At 30.1% G+C, this 20,217-nt stretch carries 25 protein-coding genes; all 25 read left to right on the plus strand.

The window, feature by feature from the left end:
• The first annotated feature begins 87 nt into the window (after positions 1-87).
• The 25 genes from CLU82_RS01395 (at position 88) to CLU82_RS01535 (ending at position 20,209) form a co-directional block, all read left to right on the plus strand.
• Entirely contained in the window at positions 88-798 is a 711-nt protein-coding gene (locus CLU82_RS01395; RefSeq protein WP_100841384.1) for a hypothetical protein, read from the plus strand.
• Positions 799-946: 148 nt separating this feature from the next.
• Positions 947-1,651, plus strand: coding sequence for a hypothetical protein (locus CLU82_RS01400; RefSeq protein WP_100841400.1), 705 nt, complete (start codon positions 947-949; stop codon positions 1,649-1,651).
• A gap of 229 nt (positions 1,652-1,880) precedes the next feature.
• On the plus strand, positions 1,881-2,489 hold the full coding sequence (locus CLU82_RS01405) for a hypothetical protein (protein WP_157813298.1): 609 nt from the start codon (positions 1,881-1,883) through the stop codon (positions 2,487-2,489).
• Between the two features lie 199 nt (positions 2,490-2,688).
• On the plus strand, positions 2,689-3,132 hold the full coding sequence (locus CLU82_RS01410) for a hypothetical protein (RefSeq protein ID WP_100841401.1): 444 nt from the start codon (positions 2,689-2,691) through the stop codon (positions 3,130-3,132).
• A gap of 174 nt (positions 3,133-3,306) precedes the next feature.
• Entirely contained in the window at positions 3,307-3,795 is a 489-nt protein-coding gene (locus CLU82_RS01415) for a hypothetical protein (RefSeq protein WP_100841402.1), read from the plus strand.
• Positions 3,792-4,127 carry a TIR domain-containing protein gene (locus tag CLU82_RS01420; RefSeq protein ID WP_100841403.1) on the plus strand — a complete coding sequence of 112 codons (336 nt, stop codon included), beginning with the start codon at positions 3,792-3,794 and terminating at the stop codon, positions 4,125-4,127. The genes CLU82_RS01415 and CLU82_RS01420 overlap by 4 nt, the downstream gene beginning before the upstream one ends.
• Before the next feature lie 802 nt (positions 4,128-4,929).
• Positions 4,930-5,169, plus strand: a complete 240-nt coding sequence (locus CLU82_RS01430) for a DUF6364 family protein (protein WP_100841404.1) — start codon at positions 4,930-4,932, stop codon at positions 5,167-5,169.
• The gene (locus CLU82_RS01435) at positions 5,169-5,576 is read left to right on the plus strand and encodes a PIN domain-containing protein (RefSeq protein ID WP_100841405.1); all 408 of its coding nucleotides are present in this window, start codon (positions 5,169-5,171) and stop codon (positions 5,574-5,576) included. The genes CLU82_RS01430 and CLU82_RS01435 overlap by 1 nt, the downstream gene beginning before the upstream one ends.
• A gap of 426 nt (positions 5,577-6,002) precedes the next feature.
• Positions 6,003-6,263 (plus strand): hypothetical protein, encoded by a 261-nt coding sequence (locus CLU82_RS20660; protein ID WP_157813299.1) that lies wholly within the window; start codon positions 6,003-6,005, stop codon positions 6,261-6,263.
• A 267-nt stretch (positions 6,264-6,530) separates the two neighbouring features.
• Entirely contained in the window at positions 6,531-6,869 is a 339-nt protein-coding gene (locus CLU82_RS01445; RefSeq protein ID WP_100841407.1) for a type II toxin-antitoxin system RelE/ParE family toxin, read from the plus strand.
• A gap of 4 nt (positions 6,870-6,873) precedes the next feature.
• Positions 6,874-7,185 carry a helix-turn-helix domain-containing protein gene (locus CLU82_RS01450; RefSeq protein WP_100841408.1) on the plus strand — a complete coding sequence of 104 codons (312 nt, stop codon included), beginning with the start codon at positions 6,874-6,876 and terminating at the stop codon, positions 7,183-7,185.
• 293 nt (positions 7,186-7,478) lie between these two features.
• The gene (locus tag CLU82_RS01455; RefSeq protein ID WP_157813300.1) at positions 7,479-7,646 is read left to right on the plus strand and encodes a hypothetical protein; all 168 of its coding nucleotides are present in this window, start codon (positions 7,479-7,481) and stop codon (positions 7,644-7,646) included.
• 301 nt (positions 7,647-7,947) lie between these two features.
• Complete coding sequence (locus CLU82_RS01465; RefSeq protein ID WP_157813301.1) at positions 7,948-8,442, plus strand: hypothetical protein; 495 nt, start codon at positions 7,948-7,950, stop codon at positions 8,440-8,442.
• Positions 8,443-8,665: 223 nt separating this feature from the next.
• On the plus strand, positions 8,666-9,019 hold the full coding sequence (locus tag CLU82_RS01470) for a type II toxin-antitoxin system RelE/ParE family toxin (RefSeq protein WP_100841412.1): 354 nt from the start codon (positions 8,666-8,668) through the stop codon (positions 9,017-9,019).
• Between the two features lie 5 nt (positions 9,020-9,024).
• Entirely contained in the window at positions 9,025-9,330 is a 306-nt protein-coding gene (locus CLU82_RS01475) for a helix-turn-helix domain-containing protein (protein WP_100841413.1), read from the plus strand.
• Between the two features lie 365 nt (positions 9,331-9,695).
• Entirely contained in the window at positions 9,696-10,103 is a 408-nt protein-coding gene (locus tag CLU82_RS01480) for a hypothetical protein (protein ID WP_100841414.1), read from the plus strand.
• Between the two features lie 391 nt (positions 10,104-10,494).
• Entirely contained in the window at positions 10,495-11,097 is a 603-nt protein-coding gene (locus CLU82_RS01490) for a hypothetical protein (RefSeq protein WP_100841416.1), read from the plus strand.
• A 1,967-nt stretch (positions 11,098-13,064) separates the two neighbouring features.
• Positions 13,065-13,595: a hypothetical protein gene (locus tag CLU82_RS01500; protein WP_100841418.1), complete on the plus strand. Its 531-nt coding sequence runs from the start codon at positions 13,065-13,067 to the stop codon at positions 13,593-13,595.
• A gap of 2 nt (positions 13,596-13,597) precedes the next feature.
• On the plus strand, positions 13,598-13,744 hold the full coding sequence (locus tag CLU82_RS20665; RefSeq protein WP_157813302.1) for a hypothetical protein: 147 nt from the start codon (positions 13,598-13,600) through the stop codon (positions 13,742-13,744).
• Between the two features lie 184 nt (positions 13,745-13,928).
• Positions 13,929-14,798 carry a hypothetical protein gene (locus tag CLU82_RS01505; protein ID WP_100841419.1) on the plus strand — a complete coding sequence of 290 codons (870 nt, stop codon included), beginning with the start codon at positions 13,929-13,931 and terminating at the stop codon, positions 14,796-14,798.
• A gap of 165 nt (positions 14,799-14,963) precedes the next feature.
• Positions 14,964-15,536 (plus strand): hypothetical protein, encoded by a 573-nt coding sequence (locus CLU82_RS01510; protein ID WP_100841420.1) that lies wholly within the window; start codon positions 14,964-14,966, stop codon positions 15,534-15,536.
• Between the two features lie 167 nt (positions 15,537-15,703).
• On the plus strand, positions 15,704-16,297 hold the full coding sequence (locus CLU82_RS01515; protein WP_100841421.1) for a hypothetical protein: 594 nt from the start codon (positions 15,704-15,706) through the stop codon (positions 16,295-16,297).
• 754 nt (positions 16,298-17,051) lie between these two features.
• Positions 17,052-17,453 carry a hypothetical protein gene (locus CLU82_RS01525; protein ID WP_100841423.1) on the plus strand — a complete coding sequence of 134 codons (402 nt, stop codon included), beginning with the start codon at positions 17,052-17,054 and terminating at the stop codon, positions 17,451-17,453.
• Positions 17,454-17,616: 163 nt separating this feature from the next.
• Positions 17,617-18,093: a hypothetical protein gene (locus tag CLU82_RS01530; protein ID WP_100841424.1), complete on the plus strand. Its 477-nt coding sequence runs from the start codon at positions 17,617-17,619 to the stop codon at positions 18,091-18,093.
• Positions 18,094-19,282: 1,189 nt separating this feature from the next.
• Complete coding sequence (locus tag CLU82_RS01535; protein WP_198520173.1) at positions 19,283-20,209, plus strand: hypothetical protein; 927 nt, start codon at positions 19,283-19,285, stop codon at positions 20,207-20,209.
• Positions 20,210-20,217: the final 8 nt, after the last annotated feature.

The following is a 20,217-nucleotide window of genomic DNA, read 5'->3' on the forward strand; positions in this document are numbered from 1 at the left end:
GTTTAATGGAAAAAATTACGCATCTTTAATCCCAAACCTCTTGTAGCGCCAGGACGTTAGCAGTAATACGCCAAAAAAACCGAAAAATTGAGTACAAAAAAGGAAATAGAAAGACATCATCTAACAAGTTTTATCTCAAATGAAAAACTCAAACTTTTAGTTTACGGAATTGAAGATTCTGAAACACCTGATTTTATTGTTAACATTGATAAAAAATTAATTTCAATTGAACATACGAGATTAATAAATCCACATCTACAAAAAGTTGAACAATATCGAGAACGCATAATAAAAAATGCTCGGATTAGATTTGAGGAAAAATATTCAGCAAAATTGTATTTGCTCGTGACTTTTAATAATATCATTCTTAAATCTGGAAAAGTAGCGGAAGAAAAATATACAACCGAAGTTTTTACATTAATAGAAAATATATATTTGTGTAATAAAGACTATGAATTTACAATCCATTCCAAAAACCGAAAAGCAAAAGTATCCGAATTAATTGAAAGCTTTTCTGTCGACAATACTCGGAATTTTAGTAATTGGCAACATTTTGGTGCTTATTTGGTAGATTGGGTAGATATGGAATGGCTAAAAGATGTAATTGAAAAAAAAGAAAACAATATTGAACGATACCAAAAACAATTTTATGAAAATTGGCTATTACTCGTATCTGACTTTGGAACAAAAGCTTCATCTCATCGATTTGATAGAATTGATTATTCTGGAATTAAAACAAAATTTGACAAAATTTATTTATATAGTTTTAGAGCAGACAAAATTGAAATCGTAAAATAAGTACTACTGCTAACAGCCGTTACAATATACTTGGGCATTTGGCTGAATTTAAAGATGGTTTTGTATTTGGAAAATTTGTGCATAATGGAAAAAACTCGCATCTTTAACCCCAAGCATCTTGTAGCGCCAGGACGTTAGCCGACATATTATGAAAAAACTGCTAAAAACATCATTTTTACTATCATTTTTAATTCTTTTTACAAATTGTGAAAAGAAAGTAGATAAAGTAGATTATGTAGAATTTGAAAAAAAAGTGTTGACGGAAATATTTCCAAAAATAGTTGACTCAATTTGTGTAGATAGTAGAAAAATGGACCCTCCGCCTAAATTTGGAGTTGAAACTTGGGATAAGGGAAATATCATAAAAGTTGACACTTTAAAAGCCACAAACAAAGAAAGAATCGCTTATCATAATTGGAAAAATGAGCAAAAAAGAGTTGATAATGACAGCTCAAAAATAACAATTGGTTTTGATCAGTATTTACTGACTTATAATGGAGAAAGATTAGATAGTGAATCAAAATTATTAAATTCAAATTACAGTACTTTTAAATTTGAGTATTCAAAAATTAAATTAAACAGAAAATTTAAAATAAAAAGTATATCTGAATTTCCAAAAGCAGAAATTCTATTAAAACATCATAAAGTTTTATTATATGAACAAAAATATAATTTTGTGTTTTCAGGTTTCCTTGAAATTTCAAGAATAAAATTTGATAAAAACAAAAAAAGTGGAGTTTTAGAAGGTAGTTTTAGTTATTGCGGTATGTGCGGAAGAGGTTATCGAATTTATATTATGAAAATTAACGGAAAGTGGGAAATTAGAAAATTGGAAGACACTTGGATATCGTGAAAAATACGTCGGCTAACAGCCGTTTGTCGTGATTGGGGCTTTAGTGGAATCAACGTTTTTATTCACATATTTGTTCAGCCGAAAACACTCGGCTTCGAAATCCCCAACCACGACAAGCGCCAGAACGTTATGCGATATTTTACCGAAAATGAAGATATTTACTCGAAAAATAAGAAAGAAACATATTGAACAATTCGCATTTAAAATTGCTGAATTGTTGGAATCTGAATTGCCTAATTTAAAAGAAGTAATAAATCTTTCAAAAATATATGGAATCAGTTTTACATACAATCCAAAAGGAATCTATATTTCTCGTGGTTATTCGCCAAAAAACTTTGAAATTATAAATAGAAAGCACAAAATAAATTTTAATTTAACTGGGATTTCTGTCTTTAATAGAAAAGAAAAAATATTTAAACCTATCAAATTATATTATCAATCAAATGGTTTAACTAAAATTGAAGTTGACGAACCTGAATATTTGCATAAAATATTTGATTTAAATAGAATTCAAAAAGAATCAATTGAACTTGAATTTATAAAAGTGGAAAATCCTGACCGAAAGATTGCGGAAAAAGCACTTAAATCTTTGTCAAAGGAACAAATTCAACTTTTGGAATTAGATTATACTTTTGAAATTGAATTCGATGAAAAGTTATATTATACAATTTTAGATATGGAAGATGGAAATTACATTGCCGTTGATAAAGTTGGAAAAATATACAGATTAAATCACGACCATAAACAAAGAGTTAAATTATTAGCAGAAAATGCAAATGTTTTTTTTGAACTTTACAATGGCGAAAAAAATGAATTGGAAAAAATAATGAGTGAATAAAAAAACATCGCATAACAGCCGTTACAATATACTTGGGCATTTGGCTGAATTTAAAGATGGTTTTGTATTTGGAAAATTTGTGCATAATGGAAAAAACTCGCATCTTTAACCCCAAGCATCTTGTAGCGCCAGGACGTTAGCGGTAATACGCCCGAAAAGCTGGAGATTTTAAACATCTAAAGATTTTTTTAAGTCATAAATGGAAAGCATAAATTTTATAAAATCAACACTTAAATTTTCAATACTGGGGTTTTTTATCCCCGGATTTACAGCAATTTTTCTACTTGGAATTCAAATGTTATTAAGTGCTTGTGGAATAGAATGCACAATAGCGTGGAAAATAATTTGGACTATAACAACAATTTTAGGAATAAGCTTGCCTTTTATTTTTGCCAATTACATTACAAATATTACTGATGAAAAGTTAAAAAGCTTAAAGTCAAAATTTAGAATATTTAATTTCGTAGAATATGTTTGTATTCAATCAAGCCTTGGATGCTATTTTTCAAGTAGTAATACATTATGCTATGTAAGTGATGGACAAAATGGACTTGAATTAGTCTTCACTGCGTGGTTAGCATTACCAATTTTAGTAATATTAAGTTTTGTATTTAAAGAAACAATTAGCTATGCCGAAGAATAACTGAATAGAAAGTACTACCGCTAACAGCCGTTTGTCGTGATTGGGGTTTTAGTGGAATTATCGTTTTTATTCATATATTCGTTTAGCCGAAAATACTCAGCTTCGAAATCCCCAACCACTACAAGCGCCAGAACGTTGGTGGCAAGGCTACCGCAGAAAAAAACTAATAGAAAAATGACACCTAAAATAGAATATAAAAAATCAATTGAAGACGAAATAGATTGGAAAATAATCGACCAATTACATACAGCGACTTTAAATTTTTCAACGACAAGTTTAGAGTTAAAAAAAATATTACTCGTTTTGATTGGTATTGCAGTTCCTTCGTTAATAAAATTAGCAGGAGACAAACTTGACACTTCATTATTTATTACAATTTTTTTACTTGCTTTGACATTTTGGTTTCTAGATAGTTTTACATATTTCTATCAAGAAAAATTAAGAGAAAAAATGGATAGTCATTTTAATGATATTAAGAACCGAAATAAAGAAACATTAATATTGACAGAAATAAAGAGTGACAATTTTACATTGGAAAATAGCAGAACAAGTTCAGATAGAGTAAAACGTTCTTTAATAAATCCATCTGTTAGACTTTATATGTTTGTAATTGGACTAAATGCTATTGCTTTTATTTTATACTTAACAGAAATAATTAAATGAACATTTTTGTAAGTTACACAACGCGAAATAATGAAGTGACAAAAAACTCTTTGATTAATTTTTCAAATAAAATAAATTCATTTGGTAAAATTTTCGTTGACCTAATAGACAATAATTCAGTTGATAAACAAGCGAGAATTATTAATGAATTGGAAACAACACATTTATTAATATTGATTAAATCACAAAGCACATTAAATTCGGATTGGGTTAAATTTGAATTAGACTGTGCTGAAAAATTAAACATACCTGTAATAGAATTTGACATAACAGAAATTGATGCTTTAAGTCAAAAAGAAATAGAGATAAAAATTAATACATATTGTAAATAAAAGCCCAGCCACCAACAGCCGTTACAAGAGATTTGGGCATTTGGCTGAATTTAAAAATGGTTTTGTACTTGGGAAATTTGTGCATAATGGAAAAAACTCGCATCTTTAATCCCAAACCTCTTGTAGCGCCAGGACGTTATGTGACAGCTATGAAAAAATCGTAAACACAACATTTAAAGTGTTTTAAAATGATTATTAAAGCTGAAATCTGAAGGTTGAAATGGAAATACAAAAACTTGAAAAGTAGAAGCGTGAAAATTGGAATCGAAATGTGGAAACTTGAAAAGCAAAAACTTGAAAGTTGGAATCGAAATGCGGAAACTTGAAAAGTAGAATCGCGAAAGTTGGAATCGAAAAGCAGAAACTTGAAAGTTGGAATCGAAAAGCAGAAACTTGAAAGTTGGAATCGAAATGCGGAAATTTGAAAAGTAGAAGCGTGAAAATTGGAATCGAAATGTGGAAACTTGAAAAGCAGAAACTTGAAAGTTGGAATCAAAATGCGAAAACTTGAAAAGTAGAAACGTGAAGGTTGGAATCTAAAAATAGAAGCGTAAAAGTTCACGGTGGAAATTAAAATTTCCGCTAAAATAGCCGTCACATAACAGCCGTTTGTCGTGATTGGGGTTTTAGTGGAATTAGCATATTTATTCATATATTCGTTAAGCCGAAAATACTCGGCTTCGAAATCCCCAACCACGACAAGCGCCAGAACGTTACTGGAAATCGCAAAAAAAATCTCGTTTATCAAAAATACTACGTGATAATTTATTACTTTTACACGTGTAACGTAAAATGTTTAATTATGAACACGAAACTGACATTAAATCTTGATAAGGAAATAATACACGAAGCTAAAACATATGCTAAAAGTCATAGTGTAAGTTTATCTAAACTTATAGAAAACTATCTTAATTCTCTAACGAGAGCGTCAAAAAAGAAGTCAACAGTTAGTCCTTTAGTTGAAAGTTTGACCGGAATAATTCCAAGTGATTATGATGAAAGAAATGATTACAGAAATTATATTGACCAAAAATATTCATAATGGAAAATATTTTCGTAGATACAAATGTAGTTATTGACCTTTTAGCTAAACGCGAACCTTTTTACAAAGAAGCACAAGATTTATTTACTCTTAGCGACAAAAAAGAAGTTCAACTTTTCATTTCTTCACTAACTTTTGCAAACGCATATTATTCAATTGTCAGACATCATAAAGAGGTCGATGCAAAAAAATATTTATCCAAATTTAAAGTATTAGTAACCATTCTTTCTTTAGAAGATAAAGCGATCGAATTAGCTTTGGCTTCAGATTTTAAAGATTTCGAAGATGGATTACAATACTTTATAGCAATGGACAATGAAGCTGATATAATAATTACTCGAAATAAAAAAGATTTTACGAATTCTAAAATTCCTGTAATGACTGCGGAGGAATATCTGAGTAAATAAAGCGACTTCCAGTAACAGCCGTTACAAGAGATTTGGGCATTTGGCTGAATTTAAAAATGGTTTTGTACTTGGAAGATTTGTGCATAATGGAAAAAATACGCATCTTTAATCCCAAACCTCTTGTAGCGCCAGGACGTTAGTAGCCAGTTACGGTCGAAAATACGCAGACGTAAAACATAAGAAATTTAGCAATTCTTTGCGCCGAAAATTGAAAAACGAGCGCCGAAAATTTGAGATTTTTAAAGTTGATGTTTAATAGTGAAAACTGATAAATTGGAACTGAAATACAGAAACGTGAAAGTTGGATTTTGACAATTGAAAACTGAAAATTGGAATGTGAAAAGTAGAAACTTGAAAATTGGAATCTGAAAAATAGAACCGTGAAATTTAGCAAAAATGCTCATAAATAGAATAAATTGGAACTTTATGAAATTTAATAATTCAAATAAATTGGTTTTAAGTTTTCTTTTAGTAATAGCATCCGTGTTTTTATCATATTGGGCAATAGTTTTTTGGATGTTTAATAATTGGACTTTACACGAAGGACAATCAAGTTTAAATAGAGCATCAATAATTTCAACATTAATTGCAATATTCATATTTGTTGTTACGATTGCTTCAATCTTTTTCTTCATCAAAAATCTTTTAAAAACGATTAATAATAAAAAATGGAAAACCGAAACTTGAAAAGTTTGCGGTTAAATTCGCATTTTCGACAAAAATAACCGGCTACTAACAGCCGTTACAAGAGATTTGGGCATTTGGCTGAATTTAGAGATGGTTTTGTATTTGGAAAAATAGTTTTTAATGGAAAAAATACGCATTTTTAACCCCAAACCTCGTGTAGCGCCAAGACGTTGTGCGACAGCAACGCGCAGCACCGAAAAAAGCGACAACATTTGTTTCTTAAAAAGGAAACTTATATCTTTACAGAAAATTTAAGATTAGTAAAAAATGGATTATAAATTCAAAGTTGAATTTCTTGAACCCGTTGTAGAGTTTTTAGAAAGTTTAGATCAGAAATCCAGAGAAAAAGTACTTTATAATATTTGGAAATCGAGAAGTGTAAACGATAATGAATTATTCAAAAAACTCGATGACGAAATTTGGGAATTCAGAACTTTATACAATAAACAATATTTAAGATTGTTTGCTTTTTGGGACAAATCCAATAAACAAGACACTATTGTGATTTCAACTCACGGAATTATAAAGAAAACAGACAAAACTCCAAAAGTAGAAATTGAAAGAGCAAAATCATTAAGAGTAAAATATTTTAACGAAAAAAAATAAAATTATGAAAACATATAGTTTAGATGAAGTAACAGATAAATTCGTTGGAAAAAAAGGAACACAAAATAGAGACAGTTTTGAAAACGAATTGAAAATCGATTTAATTGGTCAAACAATTAAACAAATTCGTAAAGAAAGAAACCTAACTCAAGAACAATTGGGAGAATTAGTTGGCGTTAAAAAAGCTCAAATTTCAAAAATTGAAAATAGCTTAACTGACGCAAGATTCGATACAATTATAAAAGTATTTCGTGCTTTAAATGCAAAAATAAATTTCAATGTTGAGTTGTTAAATTCGAATATAGCAATGCACTAAAATTGCCGATCGCACAACAGCCGTTACAAGAGATTTGGGCATTTGGCTGAATTTAAATATGGTTTTGTATTTGGAAAATTTGTGCATAATGGAAAAAACTCGCATCTTTAATCCCAAACCTCTTGTAGCGCCAGGACGTTACAGGAGAGTTTACGCCAATTCGTGCCGAATTGACGCTTACATTTTTAATCTAAAAAAAAGCAGAAAGGGAGAAAACAGAATGCCGAATTTTGAAAATTGAAAACCGCCAAACTTGCGCAGATATTTTGAATGGAAAATTTAATGACAAGCTTATGAAAGATGTTTTTTTGGGATTTTTATTTATAATAGTTGGAATCTTTTTATTGGCTTTTACTTATAAAAATCCAGCTGTTCAAATAAAAAGTGCTGATTTAAAAGGCTATTTAGGTGGGATTGGTTTTATTATATTAGGTGTTTTAACTGTTTTGGGTTTAATTTAATATCTACTGAAAAGCGAAACCTTATCTCCCAAATTAAGACTTATAATCGAAATGTAATTCTGAAGCCAAACTATCGAACTAAAACTTAAAAATGGAAAGTGGAAAGTGGAAAATCGAAACTTTGTCGACAACAAACCCTCCTGTAACAGCCGTTACAAGAGATTTGGGCATTTGGCTGAATTTAAAGATGGTTTTGTACTTGAGAAATTTGTGCATAATGGAAAAAATACGCATCTTTAATCCCAAACCTCTTGTAGCGCCAGGACGTTAGTGGCAAGCGCCCGTGAAAGGCGAAAAACATATGAAAAAATTAATTTTACTTGCAAATATTTTCTTTATTTCCATAATAACTTATGGACAAACAACTGAATTAATAAACGATGCTAAAAAGTTAAAAATTGTAAATATTGTGAAAATTATTGACAGTATTGGAAAAGAAAAAAAAGAAGGAATAGTTGAAGGTGTTATCAAATATTCGCACGGAAAAAATAGAACTTTTGGTTGGGATGCTTATTATTTGACTGATGAAAATACTAAAAATCCTTTAAGAATTAGATATGGAGAAACTAAACCAAATGAAATTGAAAGTTTAAATCTTTACTATCAAAATGGAACATTAATATTTGGAGAACTAAAATCTATCACAATTGACAAAAAATCGAAACCAATCAAAGAAATAACTAAAAAATATTATTTCGAAAACAGCGAGATTATAAGTCCCGAAGATATAACAGATTCTAACATAGATTATATTTTGGAAAAAGAAAAAATGCTTACGAAAAACATATATAAATAAAAGCCAGCCACTAACAGCCGTTACAAGAGATTTGGGCATTTGGCTGAATTTAAAAATGGTTTTGTATTTGGGAAATTTGTGCATAATGGAAAAATTACGCATCTTTAATCCCAAACCTCTTGTAGCGCCAAGACGTTGGTGGAAATGCCAAAAAAAATCGCAAAAACAGAAAAATCTCTATTAAAAAATTGCAAAATGTTATCTAATTGAATAACTTTGTCAAATGGATAGAAAATTTATTAGAGATATTATTTATTACGAAGATTATTATCTTGATTTTTTTAATGCTCAAAAAGAAGACGTTAAGAAAAAATTCAATTATACTTTACAGTTAATTTCTACTCAAGATAGAATTCCTGAAAAATTTTTTAAACACATAACAAATTCTGATGGAATATTTGAAGTCAGAGTTGAAGTTGGTTCTGACATTTTCAGAGTTTTTAGTTTCTTTGATAAAGGAAATTTAGTCGTTTTAGTAAATGGTTTTCAGAAGAAAACACAGAAAACTCCAAAAGCAGAAATCAAATTGGCAGAAAAATTGAAAAAGGAATATTTAGAAGATAAATATAAAAAGTAAAGATTATGAAAGCAGAAAATAAAAAAATAACATCATTTGCTCAACATTTAGATGAACAATATGGAGAAACTGGAACTGAAACTCGCCAAAAATACGAAGATGAATATGATAATTTTGAACTTGGTGTTTTAATTCAAGAAATGCGAAAAGAACGTGGATTGACTCAAGAGCAATTAGCGTTAAAATGTGGCACAACAAAAAATTATATTTCTAAAATAGAAAATAATGCAAGTGACATTCGCCTTTCTACTCTGATGAGAATAATTAGACAAGGATTAGGCGGACACTTAAAATTGAGTTTAACGGCATAAATAAAGGCACTATCCACCAACAGCCGTTACAAGAGATTTGGGCATTTGGCTGAATTTAAAAATGGTTTTGTACTTGGAAAATTTGTGCATAATGGAAAAAACTCGCATCTTTAATCCCAAACCTCTTGTAGCGCCAGGACGTTACTGGAGACTTGTGCCGAAATTACGCAGGTAAAAATAATTTAAAAATAAACATTTGTTTCCGCAGAAAGTTTACAAAGCAGAAACGTGAAATTTGGAATTTGCCAACAGAAACGTGAAAAGTTTACGGTTAAATTGTAATTTAGACAAAACAAGTTTCCAATAACTGCGGTAATTTTTGAATCACGATTCCAGCAAATTTCATTTGACTAAACTTTAATTATATGAACGCAAGACATTATAGAATAGAATATAACTTATCAGCCTTAGATTTTCCAGCCATTGAAGGTCCTGGCGAATCAAAAATTGATTTCGGAACTGAATCTCCATTTATCTTAAACAATAAATTGCAACTGAAAATTACTAAAAAGTATATCCTTGTTGAATTTTATAACAGCAAAGAACACGAAATTCTCACTGCGATATCTGTTTACGAAATACCGATAAGTGAAATTAAAACTAGAGAAAACATATATGAATTTTATAATGATGCTACCTTAGGTTTAAGTGAGGCTTATGAGTTTGCAAAAACGAACTTACCACTTCCGGATATTAATTTTCCTAGTTTGCCTATCGAAGTTTACCAAAAAGAAATTGATAGAGTTTTCTATGTATTAAACACTCTTAATTAACCTATAATTATTATTAAAACTACAGATAACACAGAAGCGTGAAAAGTTTATGTTTCAATTACAATTTCGACAAAACAAGCCTCCAGTAACAGCCGTTACAAGAGATTTGGGCATTTGGCTGAATTTAAAGATGGTTTTGTATTTGGAAAATTTGTGCATAATGGAAAAATCTCGCATCTTTAATCCCAAACCTCTTGTAGCGCCAGGACGTTATGCAACATTATCTAAGAACGTATGGATACATGAGAATATTAGAGGGAAGATTGGCTCAGACTGATACCAAAATTGTTTGTAGCGTGTGTTATGAAAATTTGTGCCTAAAAAGGGTTTTTAATATTTTTTATTAGAGGAATTGTAGTACTTTCGGGTTTTTAATAAGAAGCTATTTAAAATGAAAAGAATAATTCTTCTATCCATAATATCGTTTATCATTTTTTCTTCTTGTAGTAGTTCCGGTTACTACCAAAGAGAATTATCGCCTGAAAACACTGGAATTGATTTTTCAAATGGCAAATGGCTTTTAGGAAATATTGATGTTGATTACGAAATTAAAGACAAATTGACGGAAATGATCGTTAAAGACTTTTCGAAGCATCTCAATGGTCGGTTTGCTAATGCGTTGAACGATAAGTCACTCCTAATCGCGCGTCAGACTCCAGTGAATCCAAGTAAATCTTTGATTGAAGAATTAAAAAAAGGGACGAATTATGACTATTTTATTAATGTTAAATGCACTAATGAGAAAAGCAATGATTTACATTCTTTAAAAGGTGAATATGTCGACAGGTTCACGGTCGACAATTACTATTATGGGAGCAAGGTAAATAATGCCATTGTCCAGCTTGAAATTTACGATTTAAATCGCGGACTAATCATTTACTCCCAAAAAGTACGGGGTTCGTTGGGTAGTGGATTAACTACATCAAAAGCAGAAAAAAAACTTTTTATTGGTTGTTATAAAAAGATTATGAAACATATCAACAAAGCATCATAATGTAAATCTCTAAGCGAGAATTCGTATGTGAAATTGGTAGCGAAATAAAAATTGGAATTAGCAACATTATTAAACTCAATGAAAGGAATTTTGTTAGGCAATATAAACGTCGCATAACAGCCGTTACAAGAGATTTGGGCATTTGGCTTAATTTAAAAATGGTTTTGTACTTGGAAAATTTGTGCATAATGGAAAAAACTCGCATCTTTAATCCCAAACCTCTTGTAGCGCCAAGACGTTACTGGAGACTTGTGCCGAAATTACGCAGATAAAAACAATTTGAAAATAAGCATTTGTTTCCGCAGAAAGTTTAAAATGCAGAAGCGTGAAAGTTGAAACTTGCCAGCAGAAACGTGAAAAACAGAAATGTGAAAAGCATTGCACCGAAAGTTGCTAACCTAAAAGTAAAAGCGTGAAAATTGGAATTTGCCAACAGAAACTTGAAAGTCGGAATCTTTTTTTGCGCAGAATTATAAATTGAAAAGTAAATAACTAAAAATAATACGTTAAAAATTGCAAACTAAAGCAGAAACGTGAAAGTTGGAATCTGCCAACAGAAGCGTGAAAAGTTTACGGTTCAATTGCAATTTCGACAAAACAAGCCTCCAGTAACAGCCGTTTGGCGAGATTGGGGTTTTAGGCTTAATTTGAAGTTGGTTTTGTATTTGGAGGATTTGTGTATAATGAAAAAATTACGCATCTTTATTCCCCAACCTCGCCAAGCGCCAGGACGTTAGGAGGCATTGCTCCGTGAACGATAAACAAACAGCTTTAATTCAGATATTTAGCAACTAAAATATTTAACTGACGCAGAAATTGAGAAGCCGAAAATCGAAATATAACTCGATGTTAAATTGTTGCGGAAAAGCAAAAGTTATTCACTTTTTGGACAATCGAAGTGGACTTTTATTGTCGATTTTTTTTGAGGTTTATTTGGAAATTATTGAAGTTTGATTTGCTGAAATTAATCGGAATGGACAATTGAAAGCTGGAAAAACTTTGTGTAATTAGAATCGACAATTGGAAGGCGGAAAAGCTTTGTGCAATTGGAATCGATAATTGGAATCGAGTTTCTGGCGTGCTTGTCGTTCGTGTCACAACGCCACCTAACAGCCGTTACAAGAGATTTGGGTATTTGGCTGAATTTAAAGATGGTTTTGTACTTGGAAAATTTGTGCATAATGGAAAAAACTCGCATCTTTAATCCCAAACCTCTTGTAGCGCCAAGACGTTGGCAGTAATAATGAAAAAAAAATGCAGAAAACACTACTCTACTTTGAAAAAGTAAAACTTTGGGAAATAGGTATAATGGTCTTTTACGTTCTTCTTTCTGTGGAATTCTGTTTCTTTTTAAGATTTGCAAAAAGTGAAATACAAAATCAAAGTCTTTATTTTTATGCATTCTTTACTCAATTATTTCTTTACCATATGTTTTACAAATCAATGCGGAATATGAACGTTTATATTTATTGTTTATTTATTGGTATTTTACATCTTTGTCTTTATCAATTATTAAAAGAAAATGCCTCAATAATAAACTTAAACAATAATAAAATTATTAGTCTTCGAAATACAATCATTTTAATTCTAATATTTCAATTTTTAAGATATATAAGCTTAAGAACTCAAAAACAAGAATTAGTAAGTATTGGTAAAAACAAAAGAGACCTTTTTGATGGAAGAAAAACTACAAAAATAGATTCAATATTATATGTAATTTACATAGCTACAACATTTATATTATTGTGTTTTGGTTGATAAATAAAATTACTACTGCCAACAGCCGTTTGTCGTGATTGGGGTTTTAGTGGAATTACCGCTTTTATTCATATATTCGTTTAGCCGAAAATACTCTGCTTCGAAATCCCCAACCACGACAAGCGCCAGAACGTTGGTGGATATACGCCCGCAAAAATCGGAAAACCGTAATATTTTCAAAATTAGAATATATTCAGTAAATTAGCTGAATGGATAAAGAAGCTGAAATAGGATTAGATTTTGTAATTGACAAGTTAACAAACTCAATAGAAAACGTGATTACTGGAGACAGTTTTCAGACTGAAATTTCTATTCTTCAAAACTCTGACTTAAAATCTGTAACAAAGAAAAATGGTTGGCTTTTTAATTGGAATGAAGAGTTTAAAAATCCTGTTAGAGATGTTTATAAACTTACAATTTCTGGAAATTCTAAAATTATTCAAGGTGTTGTTAGTTTAGAAGTTAAATCTGATCACGTCTATATGCATCTTGTTGAAAATGCGCCATTCAACAAAGGACAAACGAAAGTTTATGCTGGCGTAGCAGGTAATTTAGTTGCTTATGCTTGTAAATTATCTTTTCAACGTGGACACGATGGAAATGTTTCTTTTCTTTCAAAATCACAATTAGTTGAACATTATGAAAAAACGCTTGGAGCATTTCATTTTGGCGGTAGAATTATGATAATTGAAACAAAATCAGCATTGAAATTAATCAATAAATATTTTCAAAATAAATAGTTATGAAAACGAAAAAAACAGATTTAGAAATTGATACAATTGGTGGAATTGGTTCTCTAACATTAGCTGAAGAAAAAGCATTAAGTGATTTTTTTCAAAAGAAAAAACCAACAAAAAAGAAAGCTGAAAAGAAGAAACTGAATACCTAAATAGATGTACATCCACCAACAGCCGTTACAAGAGATTTGGTTATTTGGCTGAATTTAAAAATGGTTTTGTACTTGGAAAATTTGTGCATAATGGAAAAAACTCGCATCTTTAATCCCAAACCTCTTGTAGCGCCAGGACGTTGTGTGCTATTTTACCACCAAGACAATAACAAACTGAGATAAAATGACCAAAATAAAAGAAGAAAGTAGCCCCATATGTGGAATTGTGATGCCAATATCGGCAATTGATGGATGTACAGAAAGTCATTGGAATGACGTTATGGAAATTATTAATGATTGTATTGAAGAAGCAGGATTTGAACCAAATATTGTAAGTAATGCTGATGATATTGGAGTAATTCAAAAAAGAATAATTCAAAATCTTTATGATAATCCAGTAGTTGTTTGTGACGTTAGTGGAAAAAATCCAAATGTAATGTTTGAACTAGGCTTACGTTTAGCATTTGACAAACCAACAATAATTATAAAAGATGACCAAACATCATACTCTTTTGATACATCACCAATTGAACACATAGAATACCCAAGAGATTTGAGATTTAATAAAATCGCAGATTTTAAAATAAAATTAATAGATAAAATAATTAAAACTCACCACAAATCTATTGAAGATCCACATTACAGTACATTCTTAAAACATTTTGGCGAATTTAAAGTTGCTAAAATTGATAAAAAAGAAGTCTCTCAACAAGAATACATAATGGACGAGATAAAAAGTTTAAGACGATTAATTTTAAATACTAGTAATACTAATAAAAGAATTCCTTTACAAAGATATTATGAAGAAGAAACAGACTTTGATAAAAAATTAAATGTTTGTTGTGGTAAAGCAACTTTAGAAAAACTAACAGAACAGTTGAGTATAGTTTTAAATTTGCCGAATGTTGAAAGCGCTAAAATTGAAAGTATAAGTGAAGATCATCATCACCTAGATTTAATCTTAGGAGAACAGGCAGATAAAGATTTTATAAGAACACAAGTAAGGAAGTTAACAAGAGTTCCAAATAATAGAAAAACTATACAAAAAAAATAAAAACAGCACACAACAGCCGTTACAAGAGATTTGGGCATTTGGCTGAATTTAAAAATGGTTTTGTACTTGGGAAATTTGTGCATAATGGAAAAACTCGCATCTTTAATCCCAAACCTCTTGTAGCGCCAGGACGTTAGCAGTAATTGTAAAAAACGTAAATAAATTATGACAGAAAAGTTTACTTTAAGAGATATTCTTGTTTATACACTTTTAGGATTAATTGTTTTATTTTTTTCTTATTTGTATTACCCTTGTAAAATAACCTGTATTGTTAAAGACTCTAAAGATTATTCGGATTTGACAGTTTTACTATTAATTCCTATTTGTTATTTAATAGGACATATTCTGATGAGTTTAGATGATTTGATTTTCAATGGTTTTTTATTACGCTTATTTCCAAAAAGCAATCCATTAAAAAATAAATGGTGGAAATTTTACAATTTTTTATTTTTTGGCTATAGAAATATTGGTATAAGAAACAAAGAGGAAATAACAAATGAAATATTTCTAAAGACTTGTGACAAATTAATTCAAGAAAATAAATATGAAAAAGCTGAATATTACCAAGTAATGAGTGATTTGTTTAAAGGCATTTTTCTAATCATATTTTTAAGTATTGTTTTTGACTTTCTTCAATGGAAGTTTGAATTATGGAAACTTATACTGATTTCCTTGATTTGGTATAGAGCTAAAATGTTTTCAGCTTATTATGTTAGAATGATAAAAAGAAATATATAAAACAACTACTGCTAACAGCCGTTACAATATACTTGGGCATTTGGCTGAATTTAAAGATGGTTTTGTACTTGGAAAATTGTACATAATGGAAAAAACTCGCCTCTTTAACCCCAAGCATCTTGTAGCGCCAGGACGTTGTGCGTAATATTGCCCAAAAAACGAAAAAAATGAAGAGATTTTTTGCAATAAGTTTACTAATATTATTAACAAGTTGTTCTCATTATTTGGTGAATAATGAAGGATTTATTCGACCACCAAAAAACTATAAATTTAGTTATCAAAAAAGATCTGCAAAACTAACTGACAATAAAATAATAGACACAACTGTAATATATTATTTGACAAACAGCAATTATTATAGAGATAGTAATGAATATAAAAACAATGATGGATACATCAGGTTTTACTCAAACGGACAATTTAAAATACAAGGAACAAAAACATTTCCGAAAATAGAAGATATAAATAATGTTAATTACGGAGTTGTTGGCTATTTTAAAATTAAAGGAAATGTTATTAAACTGCAAATTTACACAGATATTGATGCAGGTTCAGACCAATTAGAATTCGGAATTATTGATGAGAATAGTGATTTGATTTTATTAAATGAAAACCCAAGAACAGACTTTTGCCTTGGTTATTCTGAAAAATCAATCAGAAAAAAAATTAATGAAGTTTCCATTTTTAGAGCAAACCTTAATCCGAAAATTTATAAAAAAATAAAAATAGAAGGAATGACATACAACCAACCCAATTGGTAATAAAAAATACTACGCACAACAGCCGTTACAAGAGATTTGGGCATTTGGCTAAATTTAAAAATGGTTTTGTACTTGGAAAATTTGTGCATAATGGAAAAAACTCGCATCTTTAATCCCAAACCTCTTGTAGCGCCAAGACGTTATATGCCAGTTCTGCCGAAATTACGCAGGTAAAAATAATTTAAAAATAATCATTTGTTTACGCCGAAAATTTGAAAAGCAGAAACGTAAAAGTTGGAATCTGTCAAACGAAATTTGAAAATTGAAAGCGTGAAAAGCAGAAACGTGAAAGTTGGATTTTTGACAATTGAAAACTGAAAATTGGAATGTGAAAAGCAGAAACGTGAAAGTCGGAATTGCTAATTGAAACTTGAAAAGTTGGCGCAGAATATATAAACAGAAAAAAGAATTTTAAAAATAAAAACGTTGAAAATTGCTAACCAAAAATAGAAGCGTGAAAATTGGAATTTGCCAACAGAAGCGTGAAAAGTTTACGGTTAAAATCATAATTTCGACAAAAAGAACCGGCATATAACAGCCGTTACAAGAGATTTGGGCATTTGGCTGAATTTAAAAATGGTTTTGTATTTGGAAAATTTGTGCATAATGGAAAAATCTCGCATCTTTAACCCCAAACCTCTTGTAGCGCCAGGACGTTTTAGCAGTTATGTTGAAAAAAATCGGGAGAATTGAAGAATCTAACACAATTTTACAACCACTTTTTTTAAATTGAAGTTTAAATAAAACGTAATTTATGAACATACAAATTAGAATTGTTTTAATTATTTTCCTTGCAAATTTCCTTACAAGTTGTGACCCTATTCACAATATTAAATTTATTAATAAATCAAATTCTGAAGTAAAAATTAAAATAAATTTAGATTCAAAAAATGAAAACTATGATTTAGAACAAAATGCAATTGGAGATTCAATCGTTTTAAATATAAAAAAAGATAGCGTAAAATATATAGAATTTGGAATTGGAGTTTGGGATGAAAAAGAAATTATTGAACTTACGAAATCAATGAAAAGTATTGAAGTTGAAACTAAAGATATTAAGACTATTTATAAATCTAAAAATGCAATGAATGAAATTTTAAATGATAACGTTAATGGAATAGTCTTGAAAAAAAACATTGAAATAGAAATTAAATAAAAACACAACTGCTAACAGCCGTTACAAGAGATTTGGACATTTGGCTGAATTTAAATATGGTTTTGTACTTGAAAAATTTGTGCATAATGGAAAAAACTCGCATCTTTAATCCCAAACCTCTTGTAGCGCCAAGACGTTGTGCGTCATTTAAAAAAACGGAACATTGAAAATAAATATTGAAGTTTCAGAATTTATTCCTTTGAAGGATTTTGAATTAGGATGGAGATGGGAAAGAAATCATAATTCTGAAATTTCTGAATTGGAAAAAAGCCAAATTCAGCCCGTTTCTGAATCTGAATCCAAACGGTTAAATAAGATTATTAAATACTTCGAAATTGAACAGAACTTAATAGAAAAATATACTCAAACAGATTGGATAAGCGCAAATGCAGAAAACAATTTGAAAGTAGAAAGATTTAGAAGTAAACTACAATTATTACTTGAACCTTGGAATGAAGAAATAATAGTAACTTGGAAAAACAATATTACATTGAAAACTTCAAAATCAATTTTCTTAAAATATTGGACTGATTTTTTGTATCCAAGCTCAGATGACGTTACAATACTTTCCGAAGAAACTAATTGGATAATCTTTTACCGACATTTTGAAGTTGCAAACATTTGGACTAAAAAAAAATAAACGAACGCACAACAGCCGTTTGTCGTGATTGGGGTTTTAGTGGAATCAACGTTATTATTCATATATTCGTTAAGCCGAAAATACTCGGCTTCGAAATCCCCAACCACGACAAGCGCCAAGACGTTATATGATAGTTATGGTCGAAAATACGCAGACGGAAATCATTAGAAAATACGCATTTCTTTGCGCAGAGAATTGAAAAGCGAGCGCCGAAAAATTTAAGATTTTTAAAGTTGATGTTTAACTGTGAAAACTTGAAAATTGAAATCTGCTAAAAGAAACGTGAAAGTTGGATTTTGACAATTGAAAACTGAAAATTGGAATGTGAAAAGCAGAAACGTGAAAGTCGGAATTGATAATTGAAACTTGAAAAGTTGAACGCAGAATTCACAAGCTGAAAAAGAAATTTAATAACCAAAATATTGAAAATTGCGAACTGAAAGTAGAAACGTGAAAGTTGGAATTTGCCAACAGAAGAGTGAAAAAGTTTACGGTTAAATTCGCATTTTCGACAAAAATAACCATCATATAACAGCCGTTACAAGAGATTTGGGCATTTGGCTGAATTTAAAGATAGTTTTGTACTTGTAAAATTTGTGCATAATGGAAAAAACTCGCATCTTTAATCCCAAACCTCTTGTAGCGCCAAGACGTTAGGAGGCATTGCTCCGTTAACGATAAACAAACAGCTTTAATTCAGATATTTAGAAACTAAAATATTTAACTGACGCAGAAATTGAGAAGCCGAAAATCGAAATATAACTCGATGTTAAATTGTTGCGGAAAAGCAAAAGTTATTCACTTTTTGGACAATCGAAGTGGACTTTTATTGTCGATTTTTTTTGAGGTTTATTTGGAAATTATTGAAGTTTGATTTGCTGAAATTAATCGGAATGGACAATTGAAAGCTGGAAAAACTTTGTGTAATTAGAATCGACAATTGGAAGGCGGAAAAGCTTTGTGCAATTGGAATCGATAATTGGAATCGAGTTTCTGGCGTGCTTGTCGTTCGTGTCACAACGCCACCTAACAGCCGTTACACGAGATTTGGGTATTTGGCTGAATTTGAAGATGGTTTTGTATTTGTAAAATTTGTGTATAATGGAAAAAATACGCATCTTTAATCCCAAACCTCGCGTAGCGCCAAGACGTTAGGCGACACTTTGAAAAAAAACGAAAGAGACTCACAATGCTAAATTGGTTTAAAAGATATAAATATTCTAATTATCGAGAAACTCTTCTCGATGCTTTCCCTCAGAATTTAAGAGAAGACGTTGAAAATGTATTGGATATTTTACCATTTGATATAAATAGCATAAAACTTTGTGACGGAAAAATTCATAAAGTTTCAACCTTAATTCATTCTGATTTCGAAAATTTCCAACTCGATGGAGAAAATTTGAAAATACCAAATAGAGTTTATTTTAATGAACCTGAATTAGAAGAAGAAAACAAACTAACTGAAAAACAAAAAACTATTCTCAATTGTATTTATCTACGACACCACAACGGATATTTAAGACAAAATCGGTTGGAGAGAATAAAAACTAACGAATATTGGATTACTCCTTTCATTTTCCAAATATTGGGAGAATACGTATTTGAAATATTAGAAGTAATAGACAAAGAACTTGATAATAATAAGTTAGATAATTATAAAAAATTTGCAATCGAAAACCCAAAATTTTTCCAAAAGACAGAAAGCCGAATAATAAGTTATTGGAACGAATATTATAGACGTCAATTTCCAAAGCTCAAGTCTTATATTGGCAGACTAATTTTAGACCAGATAAACGCAAAATCTATTGGTAAAAATCAAGACGAAATAATTGAAATAGGAATTGACGATAATGAAAGATTATTTTTAAAACCGAAAAAGGAAAGTTTTTCATTAATTTACAGAACCGCAACAGAAATTAATTGGAATGAAAAAGAATTTTTCCTTTATTCGCCAAAACCAAGAGAATGGAATTACTATGATTGGTTCTTACATATAATAAATATTGTCGAAAAGGAATGTAACTGCAAATTGATTCTAACAGATCGAACAATTTGGACAAATGTTCCTACTGAATTAAAGAAACAAATAATTCAAAAGAAAAAAGCGATCGCCTAACAGCCGTT

The organism is Flavobacterium sp. 5 (assembly GCF_002813295.1).
In the GTDB taxonomy this organism is placed as follows: domain Bacteria; phylum Bacteroidota; class Bacteroidia; order Flavobacteriales; family Flavobacteriaceae; genus Flavobacterium.